We start from the raw sequence: 22,538 nt of genomic DNA, 5'->3' as shown, positions 1-22,538 counted from the left end.
TAGTTTTTTCGCCCTATTCCCGTGGGAGAGGGCCGGGGTAAGGGCATCAGGCCGCACTTCCCCTACGAATATTTCTTCGTGCGCCGCGTCGGCGCCGTATTTGCCGGATCGTCCGGCCAGACGTGCTTCGGGTAACGCCCCTTCATTTCTTTCTGCACCTCGCGATAGCTCCCGGCCCAGAACGCTCCCAGATCGCGCGTAATCTGTAACGGCCGATGCGCAGGCGATAAAAGCTCAAGCACCAGAGGCACACGCCCGTCAGCAATGGATGGCGTCGCCGCCTCACCAAACATCTCCTGCATCCGCACCGCCAGCACCGGAGGATTATCCTCATGATAACGAATGGCGATCCGGCTTCCGGTCGGCACAGTGTAATGCGAGGGGAGCGAACTCACCAGCCGTTGACGTAATGACCAGTCGAGTAAATTTTCGAGCGCGCCTCTCACATCCAGCGTTTTCAACGCCCTTAAAGAGTGCACTCCGCTCATTTGCGGCAAAAGCCACTCTTCAAGCGTGGCTAATAGCGATTCATCATCCACCGCAGGCCACGGATATTCCGGCAACCAGCGCGCGGCGCAGTGTAACCGCAGGCGATACTGTTCTGCCTCCGGCGTCCAGTTAAGGACATTCAATCCCTTCTCGCGAATGCCGTTCAGCATCGCCTGATGCAACTCCTCTTCCGAGGGTTTTGCCAGCGGTTTCACGTTCAGCGTGAGCTTGCCGATCTGGCTGCGACGAAAGGCTTTCAACGTGCCCAGCGCGTCGTCCCACTCTACGGTATCGGACTGCTGCAACAGCTGCGGGCAGGCGCGTGTGAGCGCGTCGATATCTATCGCTATCGCCTGTAAAATTCGCGCATCCGGGGACGAACTCCCCTGCAACAGCAGCGGCGCGATAAGCCACTCGTGGCGGGTGAGCGCGTCATCACTCTCCAGCATGGCGCCCATGCCGTTCGCCAGCTGATACCGGCCATCAAGGCCACGCCGACGGGCGATACGATCGGGAAATGCCTGCGCCAGCAGACGCGCGATGCGATCGCTGTCCGGCGACCCGCCGTGGCTGTTGAGACGCTGGCAGAGCCGCTTTGATCGCTGTTGCCAGTTTGGTTGATTGCGGGAGAAAGCCACCGACAAATCACTGCTGCCTCCCCGGGGCGGCTCCTCCAGAATGGCGGTCAGCTTCGCGGCGGTGGCCATTTCATCATCCCCTTTCGCAGCCACCAGCATCGCTGCCAGGCGCGGTTCATTTCCCAGGGCCGCCATTTTCTGGCCATCAGCGGTCAGTCGCTCCCCCGCCAGTGCGCCGAGTTCGGTTAATACTTTGCGAGCGGCGGTAAGATTCACCGCAGGCGGCAGATCGAGCCACACCAGTTGACCGGGATCCGGGCAGCCCCATTGCAGCAGCTCCAGCAGCAGCCCGGAGAGGTCGCTTTGTAAAATCTCAGGCGTGCTCTGCGCGGCAGCACGTTCAGCCTGTTCAGCGCTGGTGAGGTGCAGACAAACGCCCGCCTCCAGTCGCCCGGCGCGGCCCGCGCGCTGGATCATCGACGCCTGGCTAATCCGCTGCGTCAGCAATCGGGTCAGGCCGGTGCGCGGATCGAAGCTCGCCACCCTTTCCTGCGCCGTATCCACCACCAGACGAATGCCTTCGATCGTTAAACTGGTTTCAGCAATATTGGTCGCCAGCACCACTTTGCGCTGTCCGGCAGGCGCAGGCAGAATCGCTTTACGCTGTTCATTTAGCGACAGTGCGCCATACAGCGGACACAGCATCACATCGCTGCCCACGCGCGAAGCCAGCTTTTCCTGTACCCGCTGAATTTCACCTACGCCCGGTAAAAAGAGCAGCATCGAGCCAGACTCCTGGCGTAGCAACTCTGCGGCAGCGATAGCGACCGCTTCATCAAAGCGCTGATGCGTGGCCAGAGCGCTGTAACGCCGCTCAACCGGAAATGCCCGGCCCTGCGAAGTGATAACCGGTGCTGCGGGCAGTATCTGTTGCAGGCGTTCATTATCGAGCGTCGCCGACATAATCAGCAGTTTGAGATCGTCACGCAGGCCTTGCTGGACATCCAGCAGCAGGGCCAGGGCCAAATCCGCTTGCAGGCTGCGTTCGTGGAATTCATCCAGAATCACCAGCCCCACGCCGGTAAGCTCCGGATCGGTTTGCAGCATGCGGGTGAGGATCCCTTCGGTGACCACTTCCAGACGCGTTGCCGCGCCGACACACGTCTCGGCGCGCATGCGATATCCCACCGTTTCGCCCGGCGTCTCGTTCAGCAGTTCAGCCAGCCGTTGCGCCACATTGCGCGCAGCCAGCCGACGCGGCTCCAGCAGAATAATTTTCCCGGGGACAATGCCTGCGCTGAGGATTTGCAGCGGTAGCCACGTCGATTTACCCGCCCCGGTAGGGGCATTCAGCAGAACGGAAGGGGCATGGCGTAATGCAGCGAGCAGCTCAGGCAGTACGGCGGCAACCGGCAATGAGGACACTAACAGCTCCAGAGGGTTAACATTAGACGACGGACATTGTAGCATCGGCGCATATCATTACCGAGTCCCCCAGAATGTCTGAGTCGAAACGACTGTTTTTCGCGATTGAGCCGCCCGCCAACATACAGCGGCAAATCGTTCGCTGGCGCGCGGCGAATTTCCCGGCGGAAGCGGGCCGTCCTGTCACCGCCGCTAATTTACATCTGACGCTGGCCTTTCTGGGCGAGGTGAGCGCCGAAAAGCAGCGGGCGCTTGCCGCCATGGCCGGCAGGATTCGCCAGCCGGGTTTCACCCTGAATCTGGATGATGCCGGGCAGTGGCTGCGCTCTCGCGTGGTCTGGCTCGGGACACGTCAGCCGCCGCGCGGGCTACTGCAACTGGCAAATATGCTTCGCGCCCAGGCCGCACGCAGCGGGTGTTATCAAAGCCCGCAGCCCTTTCATCCGCATATCACCCTGCTGCGAAACACCGGACACGCCGTGGCGATCCCGGCGCCGGGTTTCAACTGGGCCTTCCCGGTCACTGAATTCGTCCTGTATGAATCGTCGTTCAGCCAGGGACGCACCCGATATACACCGCTCACACGCTGGACGTTGAGCGAATAATAAGGATTTCCGATGCAGTTTAGCCCTGCCCTACAGCCCGCCACGCTGATTCAACGCTATAAACGTTTTCTTGCCGATGTCATCACGCCCGAGGGCGAACAGCTGACGCTGCATTGCCCGAATACCGGCGCGATGACCGGTTGCGCCACGCCGGGCGATACCGTCTGGTATTCCACCTCCGCCAACCCCAAACGCAAATACGCCCACACATGGGAAGTCACCGAAACCCAAAACGGGGCCTTTATTTGCGTCAATACGATGCGCGCCAATCCACTGGTGAAAGAAGCCATCGCCGCCGGACGCATTGCGGAACTGGCCGGATACAGTAGCCTAAAAGGCGAAGTGAAATATGGCGAAGAAGGCAGCAGAATTGACTTTATGTTGCAGGCGGATGAGCGCCCTGAGTGCTATATTGAAGTCAAATCAGTGACGTTAGCAGACAGGGATAATGGCTACTTTCCAGATGCGGTAACGCTACGCGGCCAAAAGCATTTGCGAGAGTTAATGAGTGTTGCGGCGGCGGGCAAGCGCGCCGTCATTTTGTTTGCCGTTTTGCATTCAGCCATTGAACGATTCTCTCCCGCCCGCCACATTGACCCAAAATACGCACAACTGTTGAATGAGGCACAAAAGCAGGGGGTGGAAGTTTTAGCTTATAAAGCGGAACTTTCTGCCGATAATATGACTCTGAGTTCGTCTCTCCCCGTTATGTTATAAGGGGTTAGACATTGACGATTTGGTATTCGGGCCGCGTGCGCAAATACGCTTTTCCTCACAGGCTTGTCAAGTGTTACGTATAGATAATTGCCTTACGGAAAAGCATCTGCTATTTATAGCGACCTGATTTTTCCCCCACACACGGGGATCGATAGTGCGTGTTAAGGAGAAGCAACATGCAAGAAGGGCAAAACCGTAAAACATCGTCCCTGAGTATTCTCGCCATCGCTGGGGTGGAGCCATACCAGGAGAAGCCGGGCGAAGAGTATATGAACGAAGCCCAGCTGTCTCACTTCAAGCGTATTCTTGAAGCATGGCGTAATCAACTTAGGGATGAAGTCGATCGCACCGTTACACATATGCAGGACGAAGCAGCCAACTTCCCGGACCCGGTAGACCGTGCCGCTCAGGAAGAAGAATTCAGCCTCGAATTGCGTAACCGTGACCGCGAGCGCAAACTCATCAAAAAGATTGAGAAAACGCTGAAGAAGGTTGAGGACGAAGATTTCGGCTACTGCGAATCCTGCGGAGTGGAAATTGGTATCCGTCGCCTGGAAGCGCGTCCGACTGCCGATCTGTGCATCGACTGTAAAACGCTGGCTGAAATCCGCGAAAAACAGATGGCGGGTTAATTCCAGCCCTGTCATAACGATCACAAAGGCGGGAGTTTCTCCCGCCTTGTTACTTTTGTCTGCCGTGAATATGCCTCAATCAGACTATATCGGGCGCTTTGCGCCATCTCCCTCCGGTGAATTGCACTTTGGTTCGCTGATTGCCGCTCTCGGCAGCTATTTGCAAGCGCGCTCTCAACAGGGCATCTGGCGTGTGCGTATCGAAGATATTGATCCTCCGCGTGAAGTTCCCGGTGCTGCAGATACCATTCTGCGCCAGCTGGAACATTACGGCCTCCACTGGGACGGTGACGTTCTCTGGCAATCGCAGCGGCATGACGCTTACCGCGAACGACTGGCGTGGTTGCACGACCAAGGGCTTTCTTATTATTGCACCTGCACCCGGGCGCGGATTCAGAGCGCAGGCGGCGTGTATGACGGTCATTGCCGCAGCCTGAATAACGGGCCGGAGAATGCAGCGCTGCGTCTGCAGCAGCATCATCCTGTCACCCATTTTGACGATCTGCTGCTTGGCACCATTCAGGCTGATGAACGACTGGCGGGTGAAGATTTTATTATCCATCGCCGGGACGGTTTATTTGCCTATAACCTGGCCGTCGTCGTCGATGACCATTTCCAGGGCGTGACGGAAATTGTACGCGGTGCGGATCTGATTGAGCCCACGGTGAGGCAAATCTCGCTATACCAACAATTTGGCTGGAATGTACCCGATTATATTCATCTGCCGCTGGCGTTGAATGAACAAGGGAATAAACTTTCAAAACAGAACCACGCGCCGAGGTTACCGAATAGCGATCCGCGCCCGGTGTTGATCGAGGCACTGCGATTTTTAAATCAGAATGTCACGCACGAATGGCAGGATTTACGCACCGATGAATTGCTGAAAAAAGCCGTCGATCATTGGGTGCTCGCAGCGGTGCCGAAAATCCAGCATTCTCAAATGCGTCTCGCTGAGCTATGATTAGCCGCTTTTTACACGAAGCATCCGTGCTGGATCAAGGTGGCAACTGAGTGAATCACCGGGAATTTACTGTTGTAAACGACCCGTGTGAACGCTGGCAGTCAACGCACAGGCAGCATGATGGATGACGTGTCATTTTTTGTCCTATAAATGAAACACACTACTGAGGTGTACTATTTTTACTCGAGTCGCTAATTTTTGCCGTAAGGTGCTAAGCCGCGATGAGAGCATGGCGAACGACGCTATTGCTCAATCCCATATGTCGGTTATTCCGCGTGAGCAGCACACTATTTCCCGCAAAGATATCAGTGAAAATGCCCTCAAGGTCCTCTATCGTCTGAATAAAGCAGGCTATGAGGCCTATCTCGTGGGCGGCGGCGTTCGCGATTTACTGCTCGGCAAAAAACCAAAAGATTTTGACGTGACGACCAGTGCCACGCCTGAACAGGTGCGTAAATTATTCCGCAACTGTCGTCTGGTAGGCCGCCGTTTTCGTCTTGCCCACGTCATGTTTGGGCCAGAAATTATTGAAGTGGCGACCTTCCGTGGTCATCACGAAGGCAGCACAACGGATCGCACGACTTCTCAGCGCGGTCAAAATGGCATGCTGCTGCGTGACAATATCTTTGGCTCCATTGAAGAAGATGCCCAGCGCCGTGACTTCACCATCAACAGCCTCTACTACAGCGTGGCTGATTTTACGGTGCGTGATTTCGTGGGTGGCGTACAGGATCTGAAAGAGGGCGTGATTCGCCTGATCGGTAATCCTGAGACCCGCTACCGCGAAGATCCGGTTCGCATGCTGCGCGCAGTGCGTTTTGCAGCCAAGCTGAACATGCAGATCAGCCCTGAAACCGCCGAGCCGATCCCTCGTCTGGCCACGCTTATCAACGATGTGCCTCCGGCGCGTCTGTTCGAAGAGTCGCTGAAACTGCTGCAAGCCGGTTACGGATACGAAACCTACAAGCTGCTGCGTGAAAACAGCCTGTTCCAGCCGCTGTTCCCGACCATCGTCCGTTACTTCACCGAAAACGGTGATAGCCCGATGGAACGCATCATCGCTCAGGTGCTAAAAAACACCGATACCCGCATTCATAACGACATGCGCGTGAATCCGGCGTTCCTGTTTGCAGCGATGTTCTGGTATCCCCTGCTCGAAACCGCGCAGAAGATTGCTCAGGAGAGCGGTCTGGCTTACTACGACGCCTTCGCGCTCGCCGCGAACGACGTGCTGGACGAAGCCTGCCGTACGCTGGCGATCCCTAAGCGCATCACGACGCTGGTGCGTGATATCTGGCAGCTGCAATTACGTATGTCTCGCCGTCAGGGCAAGCGTGCGTGGAAACTGATGGAACATCCTAAATTCCGTGCGGCATACGATCTGCTGGCGCTACGCGCTGAGATCGAAAATAACAAGGAACTGCAAAGCCTGACGCAATGGTGGGGAGAGTTCCAGGTTTCAGCACCGCCAGAACAGAAAGGCATGCTCACTAATCTGGACGATGAGCCAGAACCGCGTCGCCGTCATCGTCGTCCACGCAAGCGCGCCCCGCGCCGCGAAGGCAGCGCATGACCCTCGCTTACATCGCCATCGGCAGCAATCTGGCCTCTCCGCTGGAGCAGGTTAACGCTGCCGTACAAGCGTTAAGCGATATCCCACAGAGCCGCCTGGTGGCGGTTTCTGCGTTTTACCGTACGCCTCCGCTTGGCCCACAGGATCAGCCAGATTATCTGAATGCTGCCGTGGTGCTGGAAACAGCGCTTGAGCCCGAAGCGCTGCTGGATAACACCCAGCGTATTGAGCTTCAGCAAGGTCGCGTGCGCAAAGCGGAGCGCTGGGGCCCTCGTACGCTGGATCTGGATATTATGCTGTTTGGCGACCGCATCATTCAGACTGAACGCCTGACGGTACCGCATTACGACATGAAAAACCGCGGTTTTATGCTGTGGCCGCTGTTGGAAGTCGCCCCGACGCTGACCTTCCCGAATGGCGAATCTTTGCAGGCTGTTCTGCAACAGCTCAACGCCGCAAAACCCGCCCTCTGGTAACCCTGCTTTTTTGCCGATCCACACGAAATATTTGGTGTGAATCGGTTGCCTAAAATCATTGTTCCCCCGAATGTTACTGTTAGAATGCGCAAATATTCGTTTTGGGCTATCAGGAAACATTATGAAACCAACCACCATCTCCTTGCTGCAGAAATGCAAACAGGAAAAGAGACGCTTCGCCACGATCACGGCCTATGATTACAGCTTCGCAAAACTGTTTGCGGAAGAAGGGATTAACGTCATGCTGGTTGGCGACTCGTTAGGGATGACGGTTCAAGGACATGATTCCACTCTGCCAGTAACCGTGGACGATATTGCTTACCATACCCGTGCCGTTCGTCGCGGGGCGCCGCACTGCCTGCTGCTTTCAGACCTTCCCTTCATGGCTTACGCCACGCCAGAACAGGCGTTCGAGAACGCTGCAACCGTGATGCGTGCCGGGGCGAATATGGTCAAAATTGAGGGCGGAGCCTGGCTGGCTGACACCGTAAAAATGCTCACCGAGCGCGCGGTCCCCGTCTGTGGTCATCTGGGATTAACACCGCAGTCCGTCAATATCTTTGGCGGCTATAAGGTGCAGGGTCGCGGCGATGCGGGGCAGACTCTGCTTGACGATGCGCTGGCGCTTGAAGCGTCAGGCGCACAGCTGCTGGTTCTGGAATGCGTTCCCGTTGAACTGGCAAAACGCGTCACTGATGCCCTCTCGATTCCTGTTATCGGCATTGGTGCGGGTAACGTCACCGATGGGCAAATTCTGGTGATGCATGATGCGTTTGGGATTACCGGTGGCCACATTCCTAAATTCGCGAAAAATTTCCTGAGCGATGCCGGCGACATGCGCGCAGCGGTCAGGCAGTATATTGCCGACGTTGAATCCGGTGTCTACCCGGGTGAAGAACACAGTTTCCATTAAGGAGTCTTGTTGTGCTAATCATTGAAACCCTGCCCTTGCTACGTCAGCACATTCGTCGCCTGCGTCAGGAAGGTAAACGTATCGCACTGGTTCCGACCATGGGCAATCTGCATGATGGTCATATGAAACTGGTTGACGAAGCGAGAGCCCGCGCCGATGTGGTGGTGGTCTCCATATTCGTTAATCCAATGCAGTTCGACCGCGCAGACGATCTGGCGCGCTACCCGCGCACGCTGCAGGAAGATTGCGAGAAGCTCAATAAGCGTCACGTTGATTTCGTCTTCTCCCCTGCCCCTGCTGATATTTATCCGCAAGGCACGGAAGGCGCGACCTTTGTCGATGTTCCGGGTATTTCAACGATGCTCGAAGGGGCAAGCCGGCCGGGGCATTTCCGCGGCGTTTCAACGATTGTCAGCAAACTGTTTAACCTGGTACAGCCGGATGTCGCCTGCTTTGGTGAGAAAGATTTCCAGCAGCTGGCGCTGATCCGCAAGATGGTTGCTGATATGGGTTATGACATCGAGATTGTTGGCGTGCCGATTGTGCGTGCCAAAGATGGGCTGGCACTCAGTTCACGCAACGGTTATCTGACTGCCGAGCAGCGTAAAATTGCGCCAGAATTAAGTAAGGTCATGAACACGATGGCGGAAGAGTTACTGGCGCAAGAGCTGAGTGCAGAGGAGATCATTGCCCTTGCAGAGCAAGAGCTGAACGATAAAGGCCTGCGCGCTGACGACATCCAAATTCGCGATGCGGACACCTTGCTGGAACTTTCTGCCACCAGCAAACGCGCCGTCATTCTGGTTGCCGCCTGGCTCGGTCAGGCGCGGCTGATTGACAACAAAGTGGTTGAGCTGGCGTAGTAGACAGCGATTAAAAATCGGGCAATACTGCGCTGATATTTACCAGGGGAATGTTTCCCCTCCCCCTGCCCTCTCCCGACGGTGGGGGACGTATGAAGAGTAAAGGTAACGTTATGATTCGCACAATGCTGCAAGGTAAGCTTCACCGCGTCAAAGTGACGCAGGCAGACCTGCATTACGAAGGCTCCTGCGCGATTGACCAGGATTTCCTTGAGGCGGCGGGTATTCTTGAATACGAAGCCATTGATATTTACAACGTCACCAACGGCAAACGCTTCTCGACCTATGCGATTGCGGGCGAGCGCGGCTCTAAAATCATTTCGGTAAATGGCGCAGCAGCACACTGCGCTGACGTGGGTGATATCCTGATTATCGCCACCTACGTGACGATGCCGGATGAACAGGCGCGCAGCTGGCAGCCAAAAGTGGCCTATTTTGATGGCGACAACGAGATGAAACGCACTGCAAAAGCAGTGCCGGTTCAGGTTGCCTGATTGCTATCCCTGCGGCTGATTACTGATCAGCCGCGACATCGTCTCCAGCGAATCCGTTCTTAAGATGTAAAGACGCTTCAGTAAGAACGGATTATCTCCCGGCTTCACCTTCCCTTTCACGGTTGTCACCGCCAGATGAAAACCGGCATCATTCGCCGCTTTTACCGCTTTATCGTCATAGCCGCCAAACGGGTATGAGAGATAAAGCACATGCGGATTAAATTGCGCCAGCGCCCGACGCGACCGCTGAAAATCAAATAAGATCACATGATGACTGCGGCTTAACAAAATCGGATGCTTGTTCGCATCGACGCGGTGCAGGAAATGAGTGTGAGACTGAATATCAAACACATCCTGAATTTCTTTTATTTCCGACACGCTCATAAACTGGAGTGATTTTGGGTCCCACTTCTGCGGATGCCCCTTAATACGCGAGGAAATAATAAACGCCGTCGCCTTAAACCCATACTCTTTCAGAATCGGCCAGGCATAACGACTGACCGATTTCAGACCATCATCAAAAGTAATCACCACCGCGCGCGCGGGCAGATTCATTTTATTACGCACGTAACCTTCGAGCTGATACATGGTCAGGGTGGTATAGCCCTGATCGCGCAGCCAGGTCATCTGGTTACTGAACGCGCGCACGCTGGTCGTGGTGGAGGTATGGCGGAAACGGGTATTTTCCTCATCACGCAGAATATGGTGGTAAGTGATGACCGGAATGCCGCTATCTTCCTGCGCATCCAGGCTGCTGATCCATGCCAGACGGTTACCCAGGCGGATTTGAAACCAGGTCTGATTCAGACGGTCTTTCAGCTTGCCAAGGATGGGATAGCGCAGGTTACTACTCAGCGTACCAAAAGGGGCGCTGCCGCTGTTGGGTGCGTTATAGACCGGCGTGTCTTTCCAGGTGATGAGATTTTGATTACTCAGCGGCTTGTTGAGATCGCCCAGACTATCTTCAACACGCTGTTTGCCCTTAACTTTTTCCAGATGGTCCTTATCAATAAAGCCGGTACCAAAGCCGAAGCGGAATTCGTAGTAATCAGCAGCGGTCGGCACTACGGCAAGGATCTGACCCGCCCGGACATTGCCAACGTTAACGACACTGTTGCCCACCTGCGCCCAAATCGCCGCATCTTCGGTGGTCTGCATGTATTGTGCGGGTAAGCCTTGCTGGCTTAATAAACTGGCTGAAACGCCGCCGGACATCAGCAGCAAAAGCAGGAAAATAGTACGCGTGAGCATGAGGTCTGTGTCGCTACGAAAAAACAGGTGTCATTGTAACAAATGCCAGATCAATACCAACGTTTAATTCTTATACAGGTCGTGTAGCAGGACAAAAGGCGGGTTTTTCTGTTGCTGATGCCACAGACTACTGACCCCCGGGATCTCCTGCCCGACCAGCGTATCGCGGAATTCAGCGCTGGTCAGCGTCTCGCGTAGCGGGTACATCATTTCGATAAGCGGGTAGTTAATGCCGGAGATCACTTCGCAGTTATCGTGCTTATGACTCAGCAATGCCGCCACGCGATAGGGCGCGGCGCCTGAAATATCGGTAAGAAAAATTACCCCTTCGCCAGTATCAGTTTGATGTAGCGCATCGCACATCATTCGGCTCAGCATATTGGTACTCAGCTCATGCCAGTAATTCACTGCCATGCACTGGGGTAGCGGACCGAATTTCTTTTCCAGGCGCTCAATCATCGCCTGGGCATTGTCTTCATGGCAGGTAATCACCCAACCCAGCATAGTCTTTCTCCTTGAAGGGGAAAGTAGTTTAGCGGAGTGAAGGTTGCCGCAAGGTGATTGGAGTCAATAATCGTACAAGACACCAGGAAAAAACCCCACGTCTGGTTCCTGAATATTATCGGTATCAGGCAAAGATAAAAAGTGGCTGATATTATGGGGATGATTTATTACATGGAGGAAAATATTATCACGAGAAATCAACACTGAATTCTCTTCATAAAAAGAACGGCTATTATCGAGTGTCATAATATATGCGGCGATGAGGTAAAAATCATCGTCACACATCCCCGAAAGAAAGTCTGATGTACTCCATAAAATATTCTGACTCGTTAAAAATGAATAAGCCCGAGTCGTTAAGCGTATTTTTTAAGAAAGCGAAATGCCTTAAACGCCAGCCCCATTGGAGTCATAAACCAGGCAATACAGGCATAAATAGCGAAGGTTAACAGGCAGGGAAGCCACGAATCATCGCCATCGTGAGCTTGCTGGAAAAGACAAAAAAGTAAAACAATGAATGACATCATGAGCATGACAAAAAACCGCTTCCTTAATTCATGCAATAAAACTAAGTGCGTTAATAAGGCGTCCTTTTGCAGGTAATGCCGAAAAATCCGCAGATCCTTGCCTGTAAACCCATGTTCCAGCATCTTTTTTTCTATGTCGTTCACGGGATCCCTTCCCATCGTTCATTTCTGAAAAAATTATTTTACCCGCAACGACAAGTTTGCCCCAGTTTATCAGGATGAAATCAGAAAACAGCCCGATGGTTTGCGACCACCGGGCTATCGATTAGCTGCGCAGTCCACGGCCGCGCTGGATCAAATACCAGCACAGGATGTAGAACGCGATAATAAATACCGCGAGTACGGCAACGGTCGTGAATAGCGGCACATCAGTAATACCGAGGAAACCGAAACGGAAGCCGCTGATCATATACACAATCGGATTGAGGTGAGATAACGCCTGCCAGAACGGCGGCAGTAGTGTGAGCGAATAAAATACCCCACCGAGATAAGTTAACGGCGTCAACACAAAGGTCGGAATCAGACTGATGTCATCAAACGTGGTCGCAAACACCGCATTCAGCAGCCCCGCCAGTGAGAACAGAATAGCCGTCATCAGCAACGTGACGGCCACAAACACCCACGAATGAACCTGGAAAGGCACAAAGAACAGAGAAATAGCCGTCACCAGAATCCCTACTGCCAGCCCCCGCGCTACGCCGCCGCCCACATAACCGGCGATGATGACGTGCGTCGGCACCGGGGCCACCAGCAGCTCTTCAATATTACGCTGGAACTTCGCGCTGAAAAACGACGATGCCACGTTGGCATAGGCGTTGGTGATCACCGCCATCATGATCAGGCCCGGCACGATAAACTGCATATAGGTAAAGCCATGCATTTCGCCAATACGGGAGCCAATCAGATTCCCGAAGATGATGAAATACAGCGTCATGGTGATCACTGGCGGCACCAGGGTTTGGATCCAGATGCGCATAAAGCGGTTGATCTCTTTGGCCCAGATACTTTTTAGCGCCACCCAATAAAGATGCATCATGCCTGCTCTCCTTGTTTTTCATGGACCAGCGAGACAAACAGTTCTTCCAGTCGGTTGGCTTTATTGCGCATACTTAACACCTGTACACCCTGCGCGCTCAGCTGCGAGAACACGCTGTTAATCCCCTGCTCACGCAGCACTTCCACTTCCAGCGTCGAGGTATCGACCAGACGATACTGGTAGCCTTCCAGCTTCGGCAGCGGGCTTTTGGCCGCCAGATCGAGAATGAACGTTTCGGATTTGAGTTTGGAGAGCAGATTTTTCATCGAGGTGTTTTCCACCAGCTCACCGCGCTGAATGATGCCGATATTGCGGCACAACATTTCCGCCTCTTCGAGATAGTGAGTGGTCAGAATGATGGTGGTGCCTTTATCGTTGAGATCCTTTAAAAAACCCCACATCGAACGGCGCAACTCAATATCCACGCCCGCCGTTGGCTCATCGAGGATCAGCAGTTTTGGTTCATGCATCAGGGCTCGGGCGATCATCAGGCGGCGCTTCATCCCACCGGATAGCATGCGCGCACGTTCATCGCGTTTTTCCCACAGATCGAGCTGTTTCAGATACTTTTCGCTGCGCGTGATGGCATCTTTACGCTCAACCCCATAATAACCCGCCTGATTCACCACAATCTGCTGCACGGTCTCGAACGGGTTGAAGTTGAACTCCTGCGGCACAAGTCCCAGCTGGCGTTTGGCGTTGACCACGTCTTTTTCCAGGTCATAGCCAAAGACGGCCACCTTACCTGAGGATTTGTTAACCAGTGAGCTGATAATGCCGATCGTCGTGGATTTTCCGGCACCGTTTGGTCCCAGAAGCGCGTAGAAATCTCCCGCCTCCACTTTCAGATCGATCCCGCGCAGCGCCTGAACGCCACCCGGATAGACTTTTTTAAGCTGCTCGAGCTCCAGTGCGATAGTCATGAATTAAACTTACCTATAGTTCTGACACACGTTGTGTGGTTTCAATAAAAGTCGAGTTACCCTATATTAGCGCAACGCTATTACTCGGTTACAGGTCGTTAACCTCTATGAATGACATAGATACACTCATCAGCAACAATGCACTATGGTCAAAAATGCTGGTTGAAGAGGACCCGGGATTTTTTGAGAAGCTGGCGAAGGCGCAGAATCCACGTTTTTTATGGATTGGATGCTCTGACAGCCGCGTCCCGGCGGAACGCCTGACCGGCCTTGATTCGGGTGAGCTGTTCGTTCACCGTAACGTGGCAAACCTGGTGATTCACACCGATCTCAATTGCCTCTCCGTCGTTCAGTACGCCGTGGACGTTCTGGAAGTGGAACACATTATTATTTGCGGCCACTACGGCTGTGGCGGTGTACAGGCTGCGGTCGAAAACCCGGAGCTGGGGCTGATTGATAACTGGCTGCTGCACATTCGCGATATCTGGTTCAAACATAGCTCACTGCTGGGAGAAATGCCGCAGGAGCGCCGCCTCGATACCTTATGTGAACTCAACGTCATGGAACAGGTGTATAACCTGGGTCACTCCACCATCATGCGTTCCGCGTGGAAGCGGGGACAGAAAGTGTCCGTTCACGGCTGGGCATATGGGATTCACGATGGCTTGCTGCGTGACCTGGAAGTGACAGCCACGAACCGCGAAACGCTTGAACAGCGCTATCGTCAGGGTGTATCGAATCTGACAAAGAAACACGCCAACCACAAATAAGTCTGGCAAGCCGCCGGTCGGCACCTTCGCTTTTTACCCTCTCCAGACAGGAGAGGGTCGGAGTACAGGCATCAACGCGCCATTCCGCACAACATTTTATTCGTCCAGCAGCACCACTTTGCCGACATACGGCAGATGGCGATAGCGCTGCGCATAGTCGATACCATAACCGACCACGAACTCATCCGGGATAGAGAAACCGACAAACTCCACCGGCACGTCCACTTCACGGCGCGTAGGTTTATCCAGCAGGGTACAAATCGCCAGCGATTTTGGCCCACGCAGACTCAGAATTTCGCGCACTTTAGATAAGGTGTTACCGGAGTCGATAATGTCCTCAACGATTAACACATCTTTGCCACGAATATCTTCGTCCAGGTCTTTAAGGATTTTCACATCGCGGGTGGTCGACATGCCGCTGCCGTAGCTGGAGGCGGTCATAAAATCGACTTCATGGGAAACGTGCACTTCACGGCACAGGTCTGCCATGAACATAAATGAACCGCGCAGCAGACCCACCAGCACCATTTCGCTGCCGCTGTCCTGATAACGCTCGGTAATTTGACGACCCAGTTCGGCGATACGCGCTTTGATCTCCGCTTCCGGGATCATCACTTCAACAGTATGTTTCATATTACTAACCGTATGATTTAAAACAAATCTATCAATGCGGATTTACCTGCGTCCAACATTGATTCACAAGTACGGCAGTATACCAGCAAATGGATTCGCCTGGCGCATGAGTTATAAAAAGCTCAATTTGTGATTCCGATCACACTTGTTAATACCTATAATTAATTGCTATCAAATAATTAACAAACTACAGAGTACTTTTCTATGGCTGAAACAAAAAATCAACAGCCGCGTCTACTGGTGACATTAACAGCGCTCTTCGCCGCTTTCTGCGCGCTGTATCTGTTAATCGGTGGCGTGTGGCTGGTCACTATTGGCGGCTCCTGGTACTACCCGATCGCGGGTCTGATCATGCTGGGTGTCACCGTCCTGCTGTGGCGTCGTAAACGTTCCGCGCTGTGGCTTTATGCTGCATTACTCCTTGCCACCATGGTATGGGGTGTCTGGGAAGTCGGCTTCGACTTTTGGGCGCTCACGCCGCGTAGCGACATTCTGGTCTTCTTCGGTATCTGGCTGATTTTGCCGTTCGTCTGGCGTCGTCTGTGGATCCCCGCCAACGGCGCCGTTGCCGCTTTGGTCGTGGCTCTGCTCATTACCGGCGGCATTCTGACCTGGGCTGGTTTTAACGATCCGCAGGAAGTCAAAGGCACGCTGAATGCCGAGTCAACGCCTGCCGCTGCTATCTCGCAGATTGCTGACGGTGACTGGCCTGCTTATGGTCGTAATCAGGAAGGACAACGCTATTCGCCGCTGAAGCAAATCAACGCCGACAACGTTAAAAACCTGAAAGAAGCCTGGGTATTCCGTACCGGCGATCTGAAACAGCCGAACGATCCAGGTGAGCTGACTAACGAAGTCACGCCGATCAAAGTCGGCAACATGCTTTACCTCTGTACCGCTCACCAGCGCCTGTTTGCACTGGATGCGGCAACCGGTAAAGAGAAATGGCACTTTGACCCACAGCTGAATTCTAATCCTTCCTTCCAGCACATTACCTGCCGCGGCGTCTCTTACCATGAAGCCCGTGCGGATAATGCCAGCCCGGACGTCGTGGCAGATTGCCCACGTCGTATTATGCTGCCAGTGAATGATGGCCGTCTGTTTGCGATCAACGCGGAGACCGGCAAGCTGTGCGAAACCTTTGCCAACAAAGGTATCCTCAATCTGCAAACCAACATGCCCGATACCACTCCGGGCCTGTATGAGCCAACGTCACCGCCGATTATTACCGATAAAACTATCGTGATTGCCGGTTCGGTAACGGATAACTTCTCGACTCGTGAAACGTCGGGCGTGATCCGTGGTTTCGACGTGAACACCGGCAAACTGCTGTGGGCTTTCGATCCGGGCGCGAAAGATCCAAACGCTATCCCGTCGGATGAACACACCTTTACCTTTAACTCACCGAACTCCTGGGCACCGGCTGCGTATGACGCGAAACTGGATCTGGTGTATCTGCCGATGGGTGTCACCACGCCAGATATCTGGGGCGGTAACCGCACACCGGAGCAGGAGCGTTACGCGAGTTCTATTGTGGCGCTGAATGCCACTACCGGTAAGCTGGCCTGGAGCTATCAGACCGTACACCACGACCTGTGGGATATGGATATGCCGTCCCAGCCAACGCTGGCCGACATTACCGTCAACGGTAAAACCGTTCCGGTCATCTACGCTCCGGCGAAAACCGGTAACATCTTCGTGCTGGATCGCACTAACGGCAAGCTGGTGGTTCCTGCTCCGGAAAAACCGGTTCCGCAGGGCGCAGCCAAGGGCGACTACGTCACCAAAACGCAGCCGTTCTCGGACCTGAGCTTCCGTCCGAAGAAAGACCTGACCGGCGCTGACATGTGGGGCGCCACCATGTTCGACCAGCTGGTGTGCCGCGTGATGTTCCATCAATTGCGCTATGAAGGCATCTTCACCCCGCCGTCTGAGCAGGGCACGCTGGTCTTCCCGGGCAACCTCGGTATGTTCGAATGGGGTGGAATTTCCGTTGACCCTAACCGTCAGGTGGCGATTGCCAACCCGATGGCGCTCCCGTTCGTCTCGAAGCTGATCCCACGCGGTCCGGGTAACCCGATGGAGCAGCCGAAAGATGCGAAAGGCAGCGGCACGGAAGCGGGTATTCAGCCGCAGTACGGCGTACCGTTTGGCGTGACGCTCAACCCGTTCCTCTCTCCGTTTGGCCTGCCGTGTAAACAACCTGCATGGGGTTATATCGCAGCAACGGATCTGAAAACCAACCAGGTCGTCTGGAAAAAACGTATTGGTACGCCACAAGACAGCATGCCGTTCCCGATGCCTGTGCCAGTGCCGTTCAATATGGGGATGCCAATGCTTGGCGGCCCAATTTCTACCGCGGGTAATGTCTTGTTCATCGCAGCAACCGCAGATAACTACCTGCGCGCGTATAACATGAGCAACGGTGAGAAACTGTGGCAAGGCCGTCTGCCGGCGGGTGGACAGGCGACACCAATGACCTATGAAGTGGATGGCAAGCAGTACGTTGTCATCTCTGCGGGGGGGCATGGTTCGTTTGGTACGAAGATGGGCGACTACATTGTCGCGTATGCGTTGCCAGATGATGTGAAGTAATTCTCCCCCAGCCCTTCTCCCTCAAGGGAGAGGGGACTGCCCGGTTTTCCTCCTCTCCCTGTGGGAGAGGGCCGGGGTGAGGGCATCAGGCCGCACAGAGTAAAAGCAAAATGGCAACCCGGTTGCCATTTTTAATGTTTGCTCCCTCTCCCCGTGGGAGAGGGTCGGGGTGAGGGCATCAAACCGTACGCATTTACACCGTAAACCCTAACATCATCCCTGTATCTTCATGTTCCAGCAGATGACAGTGCGCCATGTAAGCAAACTCTTTCGGCGCGTCGTGATCAAACTTCACCAGCACCTCGCTCACCCCGCCCTCCACTCTTACCGTATCCTTCCAGCCTGCACGATGTACCGCTGGCGGCTTGCCATTCTCTGACAAGATACGGAACTGCGTGCCATGGATATGGAATGGATGCAGCATCATGTCGCCCTCACCGGATATCACCCAGCGTTCGTACTGGCCCTTACTGGCCGCAAACATCGGGGTGTTCATATCAAAGGCCTGGCCGTTGATACGGTTGGCGCTATGGAAATCAAACCCTTTCCCGCCGCCGTGATTCATATGGCCCATATTGCCGTGATCCATATTCATATGGCCCATCGACTGGCCGTGATGCATTCCGCTCATGGCCTGATCGCCATATTTGTTCATCAGCGCCTGCATGCCCATCATATCGAGCATCGGGTCCATCGAAAGTTGCAGCTTACGCTGCGTTAACCCGTCAAGCGACGGCAGCGCGGGGATAGCGGCGAGAGTATCCGGCAGCGTGCCGGAGGCCGTTACCCGCAGCGGCTGAATACGCAAAACGGGATACGGTTTGTCGAACGGCGCAACGGCCATCCCCATCTGGCTGACCGGGAGCGTAACGAGATCAAACGACTTGCCGTCGCTGATATCCACCAGCACTTCAAAACGCTCGCCCATCAGCATCGGAAGTTCATTCACTTTTACCGGTTCCGCCAGCAGCCCGCCGTCACTGGCAACAACATACATCGGGCGCTGATCGCTGGTCGCAAAATTGAGTGAACGCGCGTTACAGCCGTTGAGCAGACGCAAACGCAGCCAGCCTTTTGGCGCGGCATGCTGAGGATAAATCGCGCCGTTGGTGAGCAGCGTATCGCCGAACCAGCCTACCGCGGCGCTCATTACATCGAGCTGATAGTCGATCTGTCCGTCGGCGGTGAATTTCTTGTCCTGCACGATAACCGGTATATCGTCGATACCCCACTGTTTCGGCAGACGCAGCAGGCGGCTTTCATCGTCCTCGATCAAAACCAGGCCCGCCAGACCCATCGCGACCTGATGGCCGGTTTTACCGTGCTGATGCGGATGGAACCAGCAGGTGGCGGCACGCTGATCGGGGGTAAACGTTACGCTGCGCTCACCGCCGGGTTTAATGACACCCTGCGGGCCACCGTCCACTTCACCGGGCACTTCCAGTCCATGCCAGTGCAGCGTCGTTTCTTCAGCCAGAGTGTTGTGAATACTCACCGTCACCGGCTTGCCCCTGGATAAGCGGAGCGCGGGTCCGAGTAAATTGCCGTTATAACCCCATGTCGTGGCGTGATGGGGACCCAATACCGATTTGCCTGACTGCACAATCAGCTGAATACGGCTACGGGCGTCCGCCGTCAGCAAATCAGGTATGGGCAGCGCGGGCCGGTCGGCAGCCCACACGGCGCGACTCCACAGCGGTAATGCGCTGGCAGCACCCAGCGCAACAGAATATTTCAAAAAATCACGACGTTGCATATCTATTCCCTTATGTCCTGCAGACGATAATTTGAGCTTAAACCCTCCCCTAACCGGAAGGTCAAGTAAAGCGGCAATAATAAAGGTCGTCGCCCTGCTATCAAGTATGCTAACGTTAAATTTCCGTGATGCAGTGGTAGAAGCAATGAAGACGTTTTTCAGGACAATTTTGTTCGGCAGCCTGATGGCTGCGAGCGTAAACAGTTATGCGCTGAGTGAAAATGAAGCGGAAGATATGGCCGATTTAACGGCGGTTTTTGTATTCCTGAAGAACGATTGTGGCTACCAGAATTTGCCTAACGGGCAGATTCGTCGCGCACTGGTCTTTTTTGCCCAGCAGAACCAATGGGATCTCAGCAACTACGATAGCTTTGACATGAAGGCGCTCGGTGAAGACAGCTACCGCGATTTAAGCGGCATCGGCATCCCTGTCGCGAAAAAATGCAAAGCGCTGGCCCGCGATTCGCTGAGCCTGCTCGCCTACGTAAAGTAACCTTCCCGACGCCCCTTTGTTGAAATGATGGCCGTGCATGCACGGTCGTTGTTGGCTATGATGTTGCGCCCATTTTGCGTGGGTGTAATGGATGTTAACAAAGGAGGTATCAGCCAATGACCGATAATAAAATGTGGCATGAAACGCTGCATGACCAGTTTGGTCAGTACTTTGCCGTTGATAACGTGCTTTATCACGAGAAAACCGATCATCAGGATTTGATCATTTTCGAGAATGCCGCGTTTGGCCGCGTGATGGCGCTGGATGGCGTGGTACAAACCACCGAACGTGACGAATTCATCTATCACGAAATGATGACCCACGTACCGCTGCTGGCGCACGGACACGCGAAACATGTGCTGATCATCGGCGGCGGCGATGGCGCTATGCTGCGCGAAGTTTCGCGGCATAAATCGATTGAAACCATCACCATGGTAGAGATCGACGCTGGCGTGGTCTCTTTCTGCCGCCAGTACCTGCCAAACCACAATGCGGGCAGCTACGACGATCCGCGCTTTACGCTGGTGATCGACGACGGCGTCAATTTTGTGAACCAGACGCAGCAGACATTTGATGTGATCATTTCCGATTGCACCGATCCGATTGGCCCGGGCGCGACGCTTTTCACCTCCTCCTTCTACGAAGGCTGCAAACGCTGCCTGAAACCCGGCGGAATTTTTGTTGCCCAGAACGGCGTCTGCTTCCTGCAACAGGATGAAGCCATCGACAGCCACCGCAAACTGAGCCACTACTTTGGCGATGTGAGTTTCTATCAGGCAGCAATTCCGACCTATTACGGCGGGATCATGACCTTTGCCTGGGCAACAGACAATGACGTGCTGCGCCATCTCTCGACTGAAATAATCCAGGCCCGCTTCCATCAGGCCAACCTGAAATGCCGTTACTATAATCCCGCAGTACATACGGCAGCGTTTGCCTTGCCACAATATCTGCAAGACGCACTGTCCGCACAATGACTCTAAGGGGGTGAACTAAATTGAAAAAGCTGAAACTGCATGGCTTTAACAACCTGACCAAAAGCCTGAGTTTTTGTATTTACGATATCTGCTACGTCAAAACAGCGGAAGAGCGCGATGGTTATATCGCCTATATCGACGAACTCTACAACGCCAATCGCCTGACTGAAATTCTGTCAGAAACGTGCTCGATTATTGGAGCCAATATCCTGAATATCGCACGTCAGGATTATGAACCACAGGGTGCAAGCGTGACGATCCTCGTCAGTGAGGAGCCTGTTGACCCGCATCTTATCGATCCTACCGAACACCCCGGCCCGCTGCCAGAAGCGGTGGTTGCCCATCTCGATAAAAGCCATATCTGCGTTCACACCTATCCGGAGAGCCATCCGGAGGGCGGATTATGTACCTTCCGCGCCGATATTGAAGTCTCCACCTGTGGCGTGATTTCGCCACTGAATGCGCTGAATTATCTTATTCATCAGCTTGAATCCGATATTGTGACCGTCGATTATCGCGTGCGCGGATTCACCCGGGATATCAACGGGATGAAGCATTTTATCGATCATGAAATCAATTCGATTCAGAACTTTATGTCAGAGGATATGAAGGCGCTGTACGATATGATGGACGTCAATGTCTATCAGGAAAACATCTTCCACACCAAGATGTTACTGAAAGAATTCGACCTGAAGCACTACATGTTCCACACCAGGCCTGAAGATTTAAGCGAAGAAGAGCGAAAAGTCATTACCGATCTGCTCTGGAAAGAGATGCGCGAAATCTACTACGGCCGCAATATTCCGGCCGTGTAACAGGCGCATGGAGCAAGGACGCTCCGAAGAATTACTTCTGTTTCATAAAATCGCGGTACGCCGCGACGACCTGTAAAAAGTCCTCTACGCCGCACAGCGACAGACTCTCTTCATCGTAATAGCTCATGCCCTCTTCCATTTCATCGCCCGATATTTCAAGCTGATTGGCGCGTACCATCACCTCTTCTTCATCCATCCATAGCGTGTATTCATGTCCATTACGCTGCCAGGTGCGCTCGCTACCCTTTACCGTGCGGGCAGCCTGTTCAACTTCATCAAGCAAAGCAAGGTTCTCTTTTACTTCTTCGTTAAACCAGTGCCCAACAACTTCGTGGCCCATCGACATACGCACTTTCACCACACCAGTGATGTCGCGCAGAAATTCGTAATCCATCGTTTTTTCCTCTGCAAAGCCAATGGCGTAATTATCGCAGATAGCGAGGAGATAAAAAGCGGGACGGGTGTCAGGAGTGGAAAATAAAAAGGTGAGAGCAAGACCCTGCGGCCTGATGCCCTCACCTCGTCCCTCTCCCAC

The 22,538-nt window shown here is 54.0% G+C and carries 23 protein-coding genes; 14 read left to right on the top strand and 9 right to left on the bottom strand.

From position 1 onward, the window contains the following. Positions 1–62: 62 nt before the first annotated feature. Positions 63–2,492, bottom strand: a complete 2,430-nt coding sequence (gene hrpB, locus SOM82_RS03910; protein WP_320460302.1) for an ATP-dependent helicase HrpB — start codon at positions 2,490–2,492, stop codon at positions 63–65. A 74-nt stretch (positions 2,493–2,566) separates the two neighbouring features. On the opposite strand from hrpB, the gene thpR reads away from it, so the two are divergent. The 9 genes from thpR to panD all read left to right on the top strand — a co-directional run bounded on the left by thpR (position 2,567) and on the right by panD (position 9,726). Further along, positions 2,567–3,097: an RNA 2',3'-cyclic phosphodiesterase gene (gene thpR, locus SOM82_RS03905; RefSeq protein WP_320460303.1), complete on the top strand. Its 531-nt coding sequence runs from the start codon at positions 2,567–2,569 to the stop codon at positions 3,095–3,097. Positions 3,098–3,109: 12 nt separating this feature from the next. Continuing rightward, a complete protein-coding gene (gene sfsA / locus SOM82_RS03900; protein WP_154127234.1) occupies positions 3,110–3,814 on the top strand; it encodes a DNA/RNA nuclease SfsA in 705 nt (234 codons plus the stop codon). Positions 3,815–3,990: 176 nt separating this feature from the next. Further along, positions 3,991–4,446 (top strand): RNA polymerase-binding protein DksA, encoded by a 456-nt coding sequence (gene dksA / locus SOM82_RS03895; RefSeq protein WP_001155232.1) that lies wholly within the window; start codon positions 3,991–3,993, stop codon positions 4,444–4,446. A gap of 70 nt (positions 4,447–4,516) precedes the next feature. Then, positions 4,517–5,407: a tRNA glutamyl-Q(34) synthetase GluQRS gene (gene gluQRS, locus SOM82_RS03890; RefSeq protein ID WP_320460431.1), complete on the top strand. Its 891-nt coding sequence runs from the start codon at positions 4,517–4,519 to the stop codon at positions 5,405–5,407. Between the two features lie 175 nt (positions 5,408–5,582). After that, a complete protein-coding gene (gene pcnB / locus SOM82_RS03885) occupies positions 5,583–6,980 on the top strand; it encodes a polynucleotide adenylyltransferase PcnB (RefSeq protein ID WP_320460432.1) in 1,398 nt (465 codons plus the stop codon). Then, positions 6,977–7,456: a 2-amino-4-hydroxy-6-hydroxymethyldihydropteridine diphosphokinase gene (folK, locus tag SOM82_RS03880; RefSeq protein WP_154127231.1), complete on the top strand. Its 480-nt coding sequence runs from the start codon at positions 6,977–6,979 to the stop codon at positions 7,454–7,456. The genes pcnB and folK overlap by 4 nt, the downstream gene beginning before the upstream one ends. Positions 7,457–7,577: 121 nt before the next feature. Then, on the top strand, positions 7,578–8,369 hold the full coding sequence (panB, locus tag SOM82_RS03875) for a 3-methyl-2-oxobutanoate hydroxymethyltransferase (protein WP_320460304.1): 792 nt from the start codon (positions 7,578–7,580) through the stop codon (positions 8,367–8,369). A gap of 11 nt (positions 8,370–8,380) precedes the next feature. Further along, positions 8,381–9,232, top strand: coding sequence for a pantoate--beta-alanine ligase (panC, locus tag SOM82_RS03870; protein WP_320460305.1), 852 nt, complete (start codon positions 8,381–8,383; stop codon positions 9,230–9,232). 113 nt (positions 9,233–9,345) lie between these two features. After that, on the top strand, positions 9,346–9,726 hold the full coding sequence (panD, locus tag SOM82_RS03865) for an aspartate 1-decarboxylase (protein WP_095284178.1): 381 nt from the start codon (positions 9,346–9,348) through the stop codon (positions 9,724–9,726). A 3-nt stretch (positions 9,727–9,729) separates the two neighbouring features. Here the strand turns inward: panD and SOM82_RS03860 are convergent, their stop codons facing one another. The 5 genes from SOM82_RS03860 to SOM82_RS03840 form a co-directional block, all read right to left on the bottom strand. Then, the gene (locus SOM82_RS03860) at positions 9,730–10,977 is read right to left on the bottom strand and encodes a polysaccharide deacetylase family protein (RefSeq protein ID WP_320460306.1); all 1,248 of its coding nucleotides are present in this window, start codon (positions 10,975–10,977) and stop codon (positions 9,730–9,732) included. Positions 10,978–11,040: 63 nt separating this feature from the next. Next, positions 11,041–11,481: a PTS sugar transporter subunit IIA gene (locus tag SOM82_RS03855; protein ID WP_154127228.1), complete on the bottom strand. Its 441-nt coding sequence runs from the start codon at positions 11,479–11,481 to the stop codon at positions 11,041–11,043. Between the two features lie 353 nt (positions 11,482–11,834). Next, positions 11,835–12,149 carry a hypothetical protein gene (locus SOM82_RS03850; RefSeq protein WP_320460307.1) on the bottom strand — a complete coding sequence of 105 codons (315 nt, stop codon included), beginning with the start codon at positions 12,147–12,149 and terminating at the stop codon, positions 11,835–11,837. Positions 12,150–12,270: 121 nt separating this feature from the next. Further along, positions 12,271–13,041, bottom strand: coding sequence for an ABC transporter permease (locus SOM82_RS03845; protein ID WP_154127226.1), 771 nt, complete (start codon positions 13,039–13,041; stop codon positions 12,271–12,273). Beyond that, a complete protein-coding gene (locus SOM82_RS03840) occupies positions 13,038–13,964 on the bottom strand; it encodes an ABC transporter ATP-binding protein (RefSeq protein ID WP_154127225.1) in 927 nt (308 codons plus the stop codon). The genes SOM82_RS03845 and SOM82_RS03840 overlap by 4 nt, the downstream gene beginning before the upstream one ends. 107 nt (positions 13,965–14,071) lie before the next feature. Between SOM82_RS03840 and can the strand changes: the two genes are divergently transcribed. After that, a complete protein-coding gene (can, locus tag SOM82_RS03835; RefSeq protein ID WP_154127224.1) occupies positions 14,072–14,734 on the top strand; it encodes a carbonate dehydratase in 663 nt (220 codons plus the stop codon). A 96-nt stretch (positions 14,735–14,830) separates the two neighbouring features. On the opposite strand, the gene hpt is transcribed toward can, so the two are convergent. Then, complete coding sequence (hpt, locus tag SOM82_RS03830; protein ID WP_154127223.1) at positions 14,831–15,367, bottom strand: hypoxanthine phosphoribosyltransferase; 537 nt, start codon at positions 15,365–15,367, stop codon at positions 14,831–14,833. Positions 15,368–15,571: 204 nt separating this feature from the next. On the opposite strand from hpt, the gene SOM82_RS03825 reads away from it, so the two are divergent. Next, the gene (locus SOM82_RS03825; RefSeq protein WP_320460308.1) at positions 15,572–17,962 is read left to right on the top strand and encodes a glucose/quinate/shikimate family membrane-bound PQQ-dependent dehydrogenase; all 2,391 of its coding nucleotides are present in this window, start codon (positions 15,572–15,574) and stop codon (positions 17,960–17,962) included. 193 nt (positions 17,963–18,155) lie between these two features. Here the strand turns inward: SOM82_RS03825 and cueO are convergent, their stop codons facing one another. Next, positions 18,156–19,718, bottom strand: coding sequence for a multicopper oxidase CueO (gene cueO, locus SOM82_RS03820; RefSeq protein ID WP_320460309.1), 1,563 nt, complete (start codon positions 19,716–19,718; stop codon positions 18,156–18,158). A gap of 145 nt (positions 19,719–19,863) precedes the next feature. On the opposite strand from cueO, the gene SOM82_RS03815 reads away from it, so the two are divergent. The 3 genes from SOM82_RS03815 to speD all read left to right on the top strand — a co-directional run bounded on the left by SOM82_RS03815 (position 19,864) and on the right by speD (position 22,003). After that, entirely contained in the window at positions 19,864–20,211 is a 348-nt protein-coding gene (locus SOM82_RS03815; RefSeq protein WP_154127220.1) for a YacC family pilotin-like protein, read from the top strand. 116 nt (positions 20,212–20,327) lie between these two features. Next, the gene (gene speE, locus SOM82_RS03810) at positions 20,328–21,188 is read left to right on the top strand and encodes a polyamine aminopropyltransferase (RefSeq protein WP_154127219.1); all 861 of its coding nucleotides are present in this window, start codon (positions 20,328–20,330) and stop codon (positions 21,186–21,188) included. Between the two features lie 20 nt (positions 21,189–21,208). Continuing rightward, positions 21,209–22,003 (top strand): adenosylmethionine decarboxylase, encoded by a 795-nt coding sequence (gene speD, locus SOM82_RS03805; protein ID WP_154127218.1) that lies wholly within the window; start codon positions 21,209–21,211, stop codon positions 22,001–22,003. Positions 22,004–22,034: 31 nt separating this feature from the next. Here speD and yacL read toward each other — a convergent pair whose 3' ends face one another. Continuing rightward, the gene (gene yacL / locus SOM82_RS03800) at positions 22,035–22,397 is read right to left on the bottom strand and encodes a protein YacL (protein ID WP_320460310.1); all 363 of its coding nucleotides are present in this window, start codon (positions 22,395–22,397) and stop codon (positions 22,035–22,037) included. Positions 22,398–22,538 lie beyond the last annotated feature (141 nt).

The organism is Lelliottia sp. CFBP8978, from assembly GCF_034046055.2.
Classification (GTDB): domain Bacteria; phylum Pseudomonadota; class Gammaproteobacteria; order Enterobacterales; family Enterobacteriaceae; genus Enterobacter.
Note: the sequence above shows the minus strand (reverse complement) of the source record. Positions and strands in the feature narration are given on the sequence as shown.

Coding starts and splice junctions, on each gene's coding strand:
- thpR (WP_320460303.1), top strand. CDS start 2,567: ATGTCTGAGTCGAAACGACTGTTTTTCGCGATTGAGCCGCCCGCCAAC.
- sfsA (WP_154127234.1), top strand. CDS start 3,110: ATGCAGTTTAGCCCTGCCCTACAGCCCGCCACGCTGATTCAACGCTAT.
- dksA (WP_001155232.1), top strand. CDS start 3,991: ATGCAAGAAGGGCAAAACCGTAAAACATCGTCCCTGAGTATTCTCGCC.
- gluQRS (WP_320460431.1), top strand. CDS start 4,517: ATGCCTCAATCAGACTATATCGGGCGCTTTGCGCCATCTCCCTCCGGT.
- folK (WP_154127231.1), top strand. CDS start 6,977: ATGACCCTCGCTTACATCGCCATCGGCAGCAATCTGGCCTCTCCGCTG.
- panB (WP_320460304.1), top strand. CDS start 7,578: ATGAAACCAACCACCATCTCCTTGCTGCAGAAATGCAAACAGGAAAAG.
- panD (WP_095284178.1), top strand. CDS start 9,346: ATGATTCGCACAATGCTGCAAGGTAAGCTTCACCGCGTCAAAGTGACG.
- SOM82_RS03860 (WP_320460306.1), bottom strand. CDS start 10,977: ATGCTCACGCGTACTATTTTCCTGCTTTTGCTGCTGATGTCCGGCGGC.
- SOM82_RS03855 (WP_154127228.1), bottom strand. CDS start 11,481: ATGCTGGGTTGGGTGATTACCTGCCATGAAGACAATGCCCAGGCGATG.
- SOM82_RS03845 (WP_154127226.1), bottom strand. CDS start 13,041: ATGATGCATCTTTATTGGGTGGCGCTAAAAAGTATCTGGGCCAAAGAG.
- SOM82_RS03840 (WP_154127225.1), bottom strand. CDS start 13,964: ATGACTATCGCACTGGAGCTCGAGCAGCTTAAAAAAGTCTATCCGGGT.
- can (WP_154127224.1), top strand. CDS start 14,072: ATGAATGACATAGATACACTCATCAGCAACAATGCACTATGGTCAAAA.
- hpt (WP_154127223.1), bottom strand. CDS start 15,367: ATGAAACATACTGTTGAAGTGATGATCCCGGAAGCGGAGATCAAAGCG.
- SOM82_RS03825 (WP_320460308.1), top strand. CDS start 15,572: ATGGCTGAAACAAAAAATCAACAGCCGCGTCTACTGGTGACATTAACA.
- cueO (WP_320460309.1), bottom strand. CDS start 19,718: ATGCAACGTCGTGATTTTTTGAAATATTCTGTTGCGCTGGGTGCTGCC.
- SOM82_RS03815 (WP_154127220.1), top strand. CDS start 19,864: ATGAAGACGTTTTTCAGGACAATTTTGTTCGGCAGCCTGATGGCTGCG.
- speE (WP_154127219.1), top strand. CDS start 20,328: ATGACCGATAATAAAATGTGGCATGAAACGCTGCATGACCAGTTTGGT.
- yacL (WP_320460310.1), bottom strand. CDS start 22,397: ATGGATTACGAATTTCTGCGCGACATCACTGGTGTGGTGAAAGTGCGT.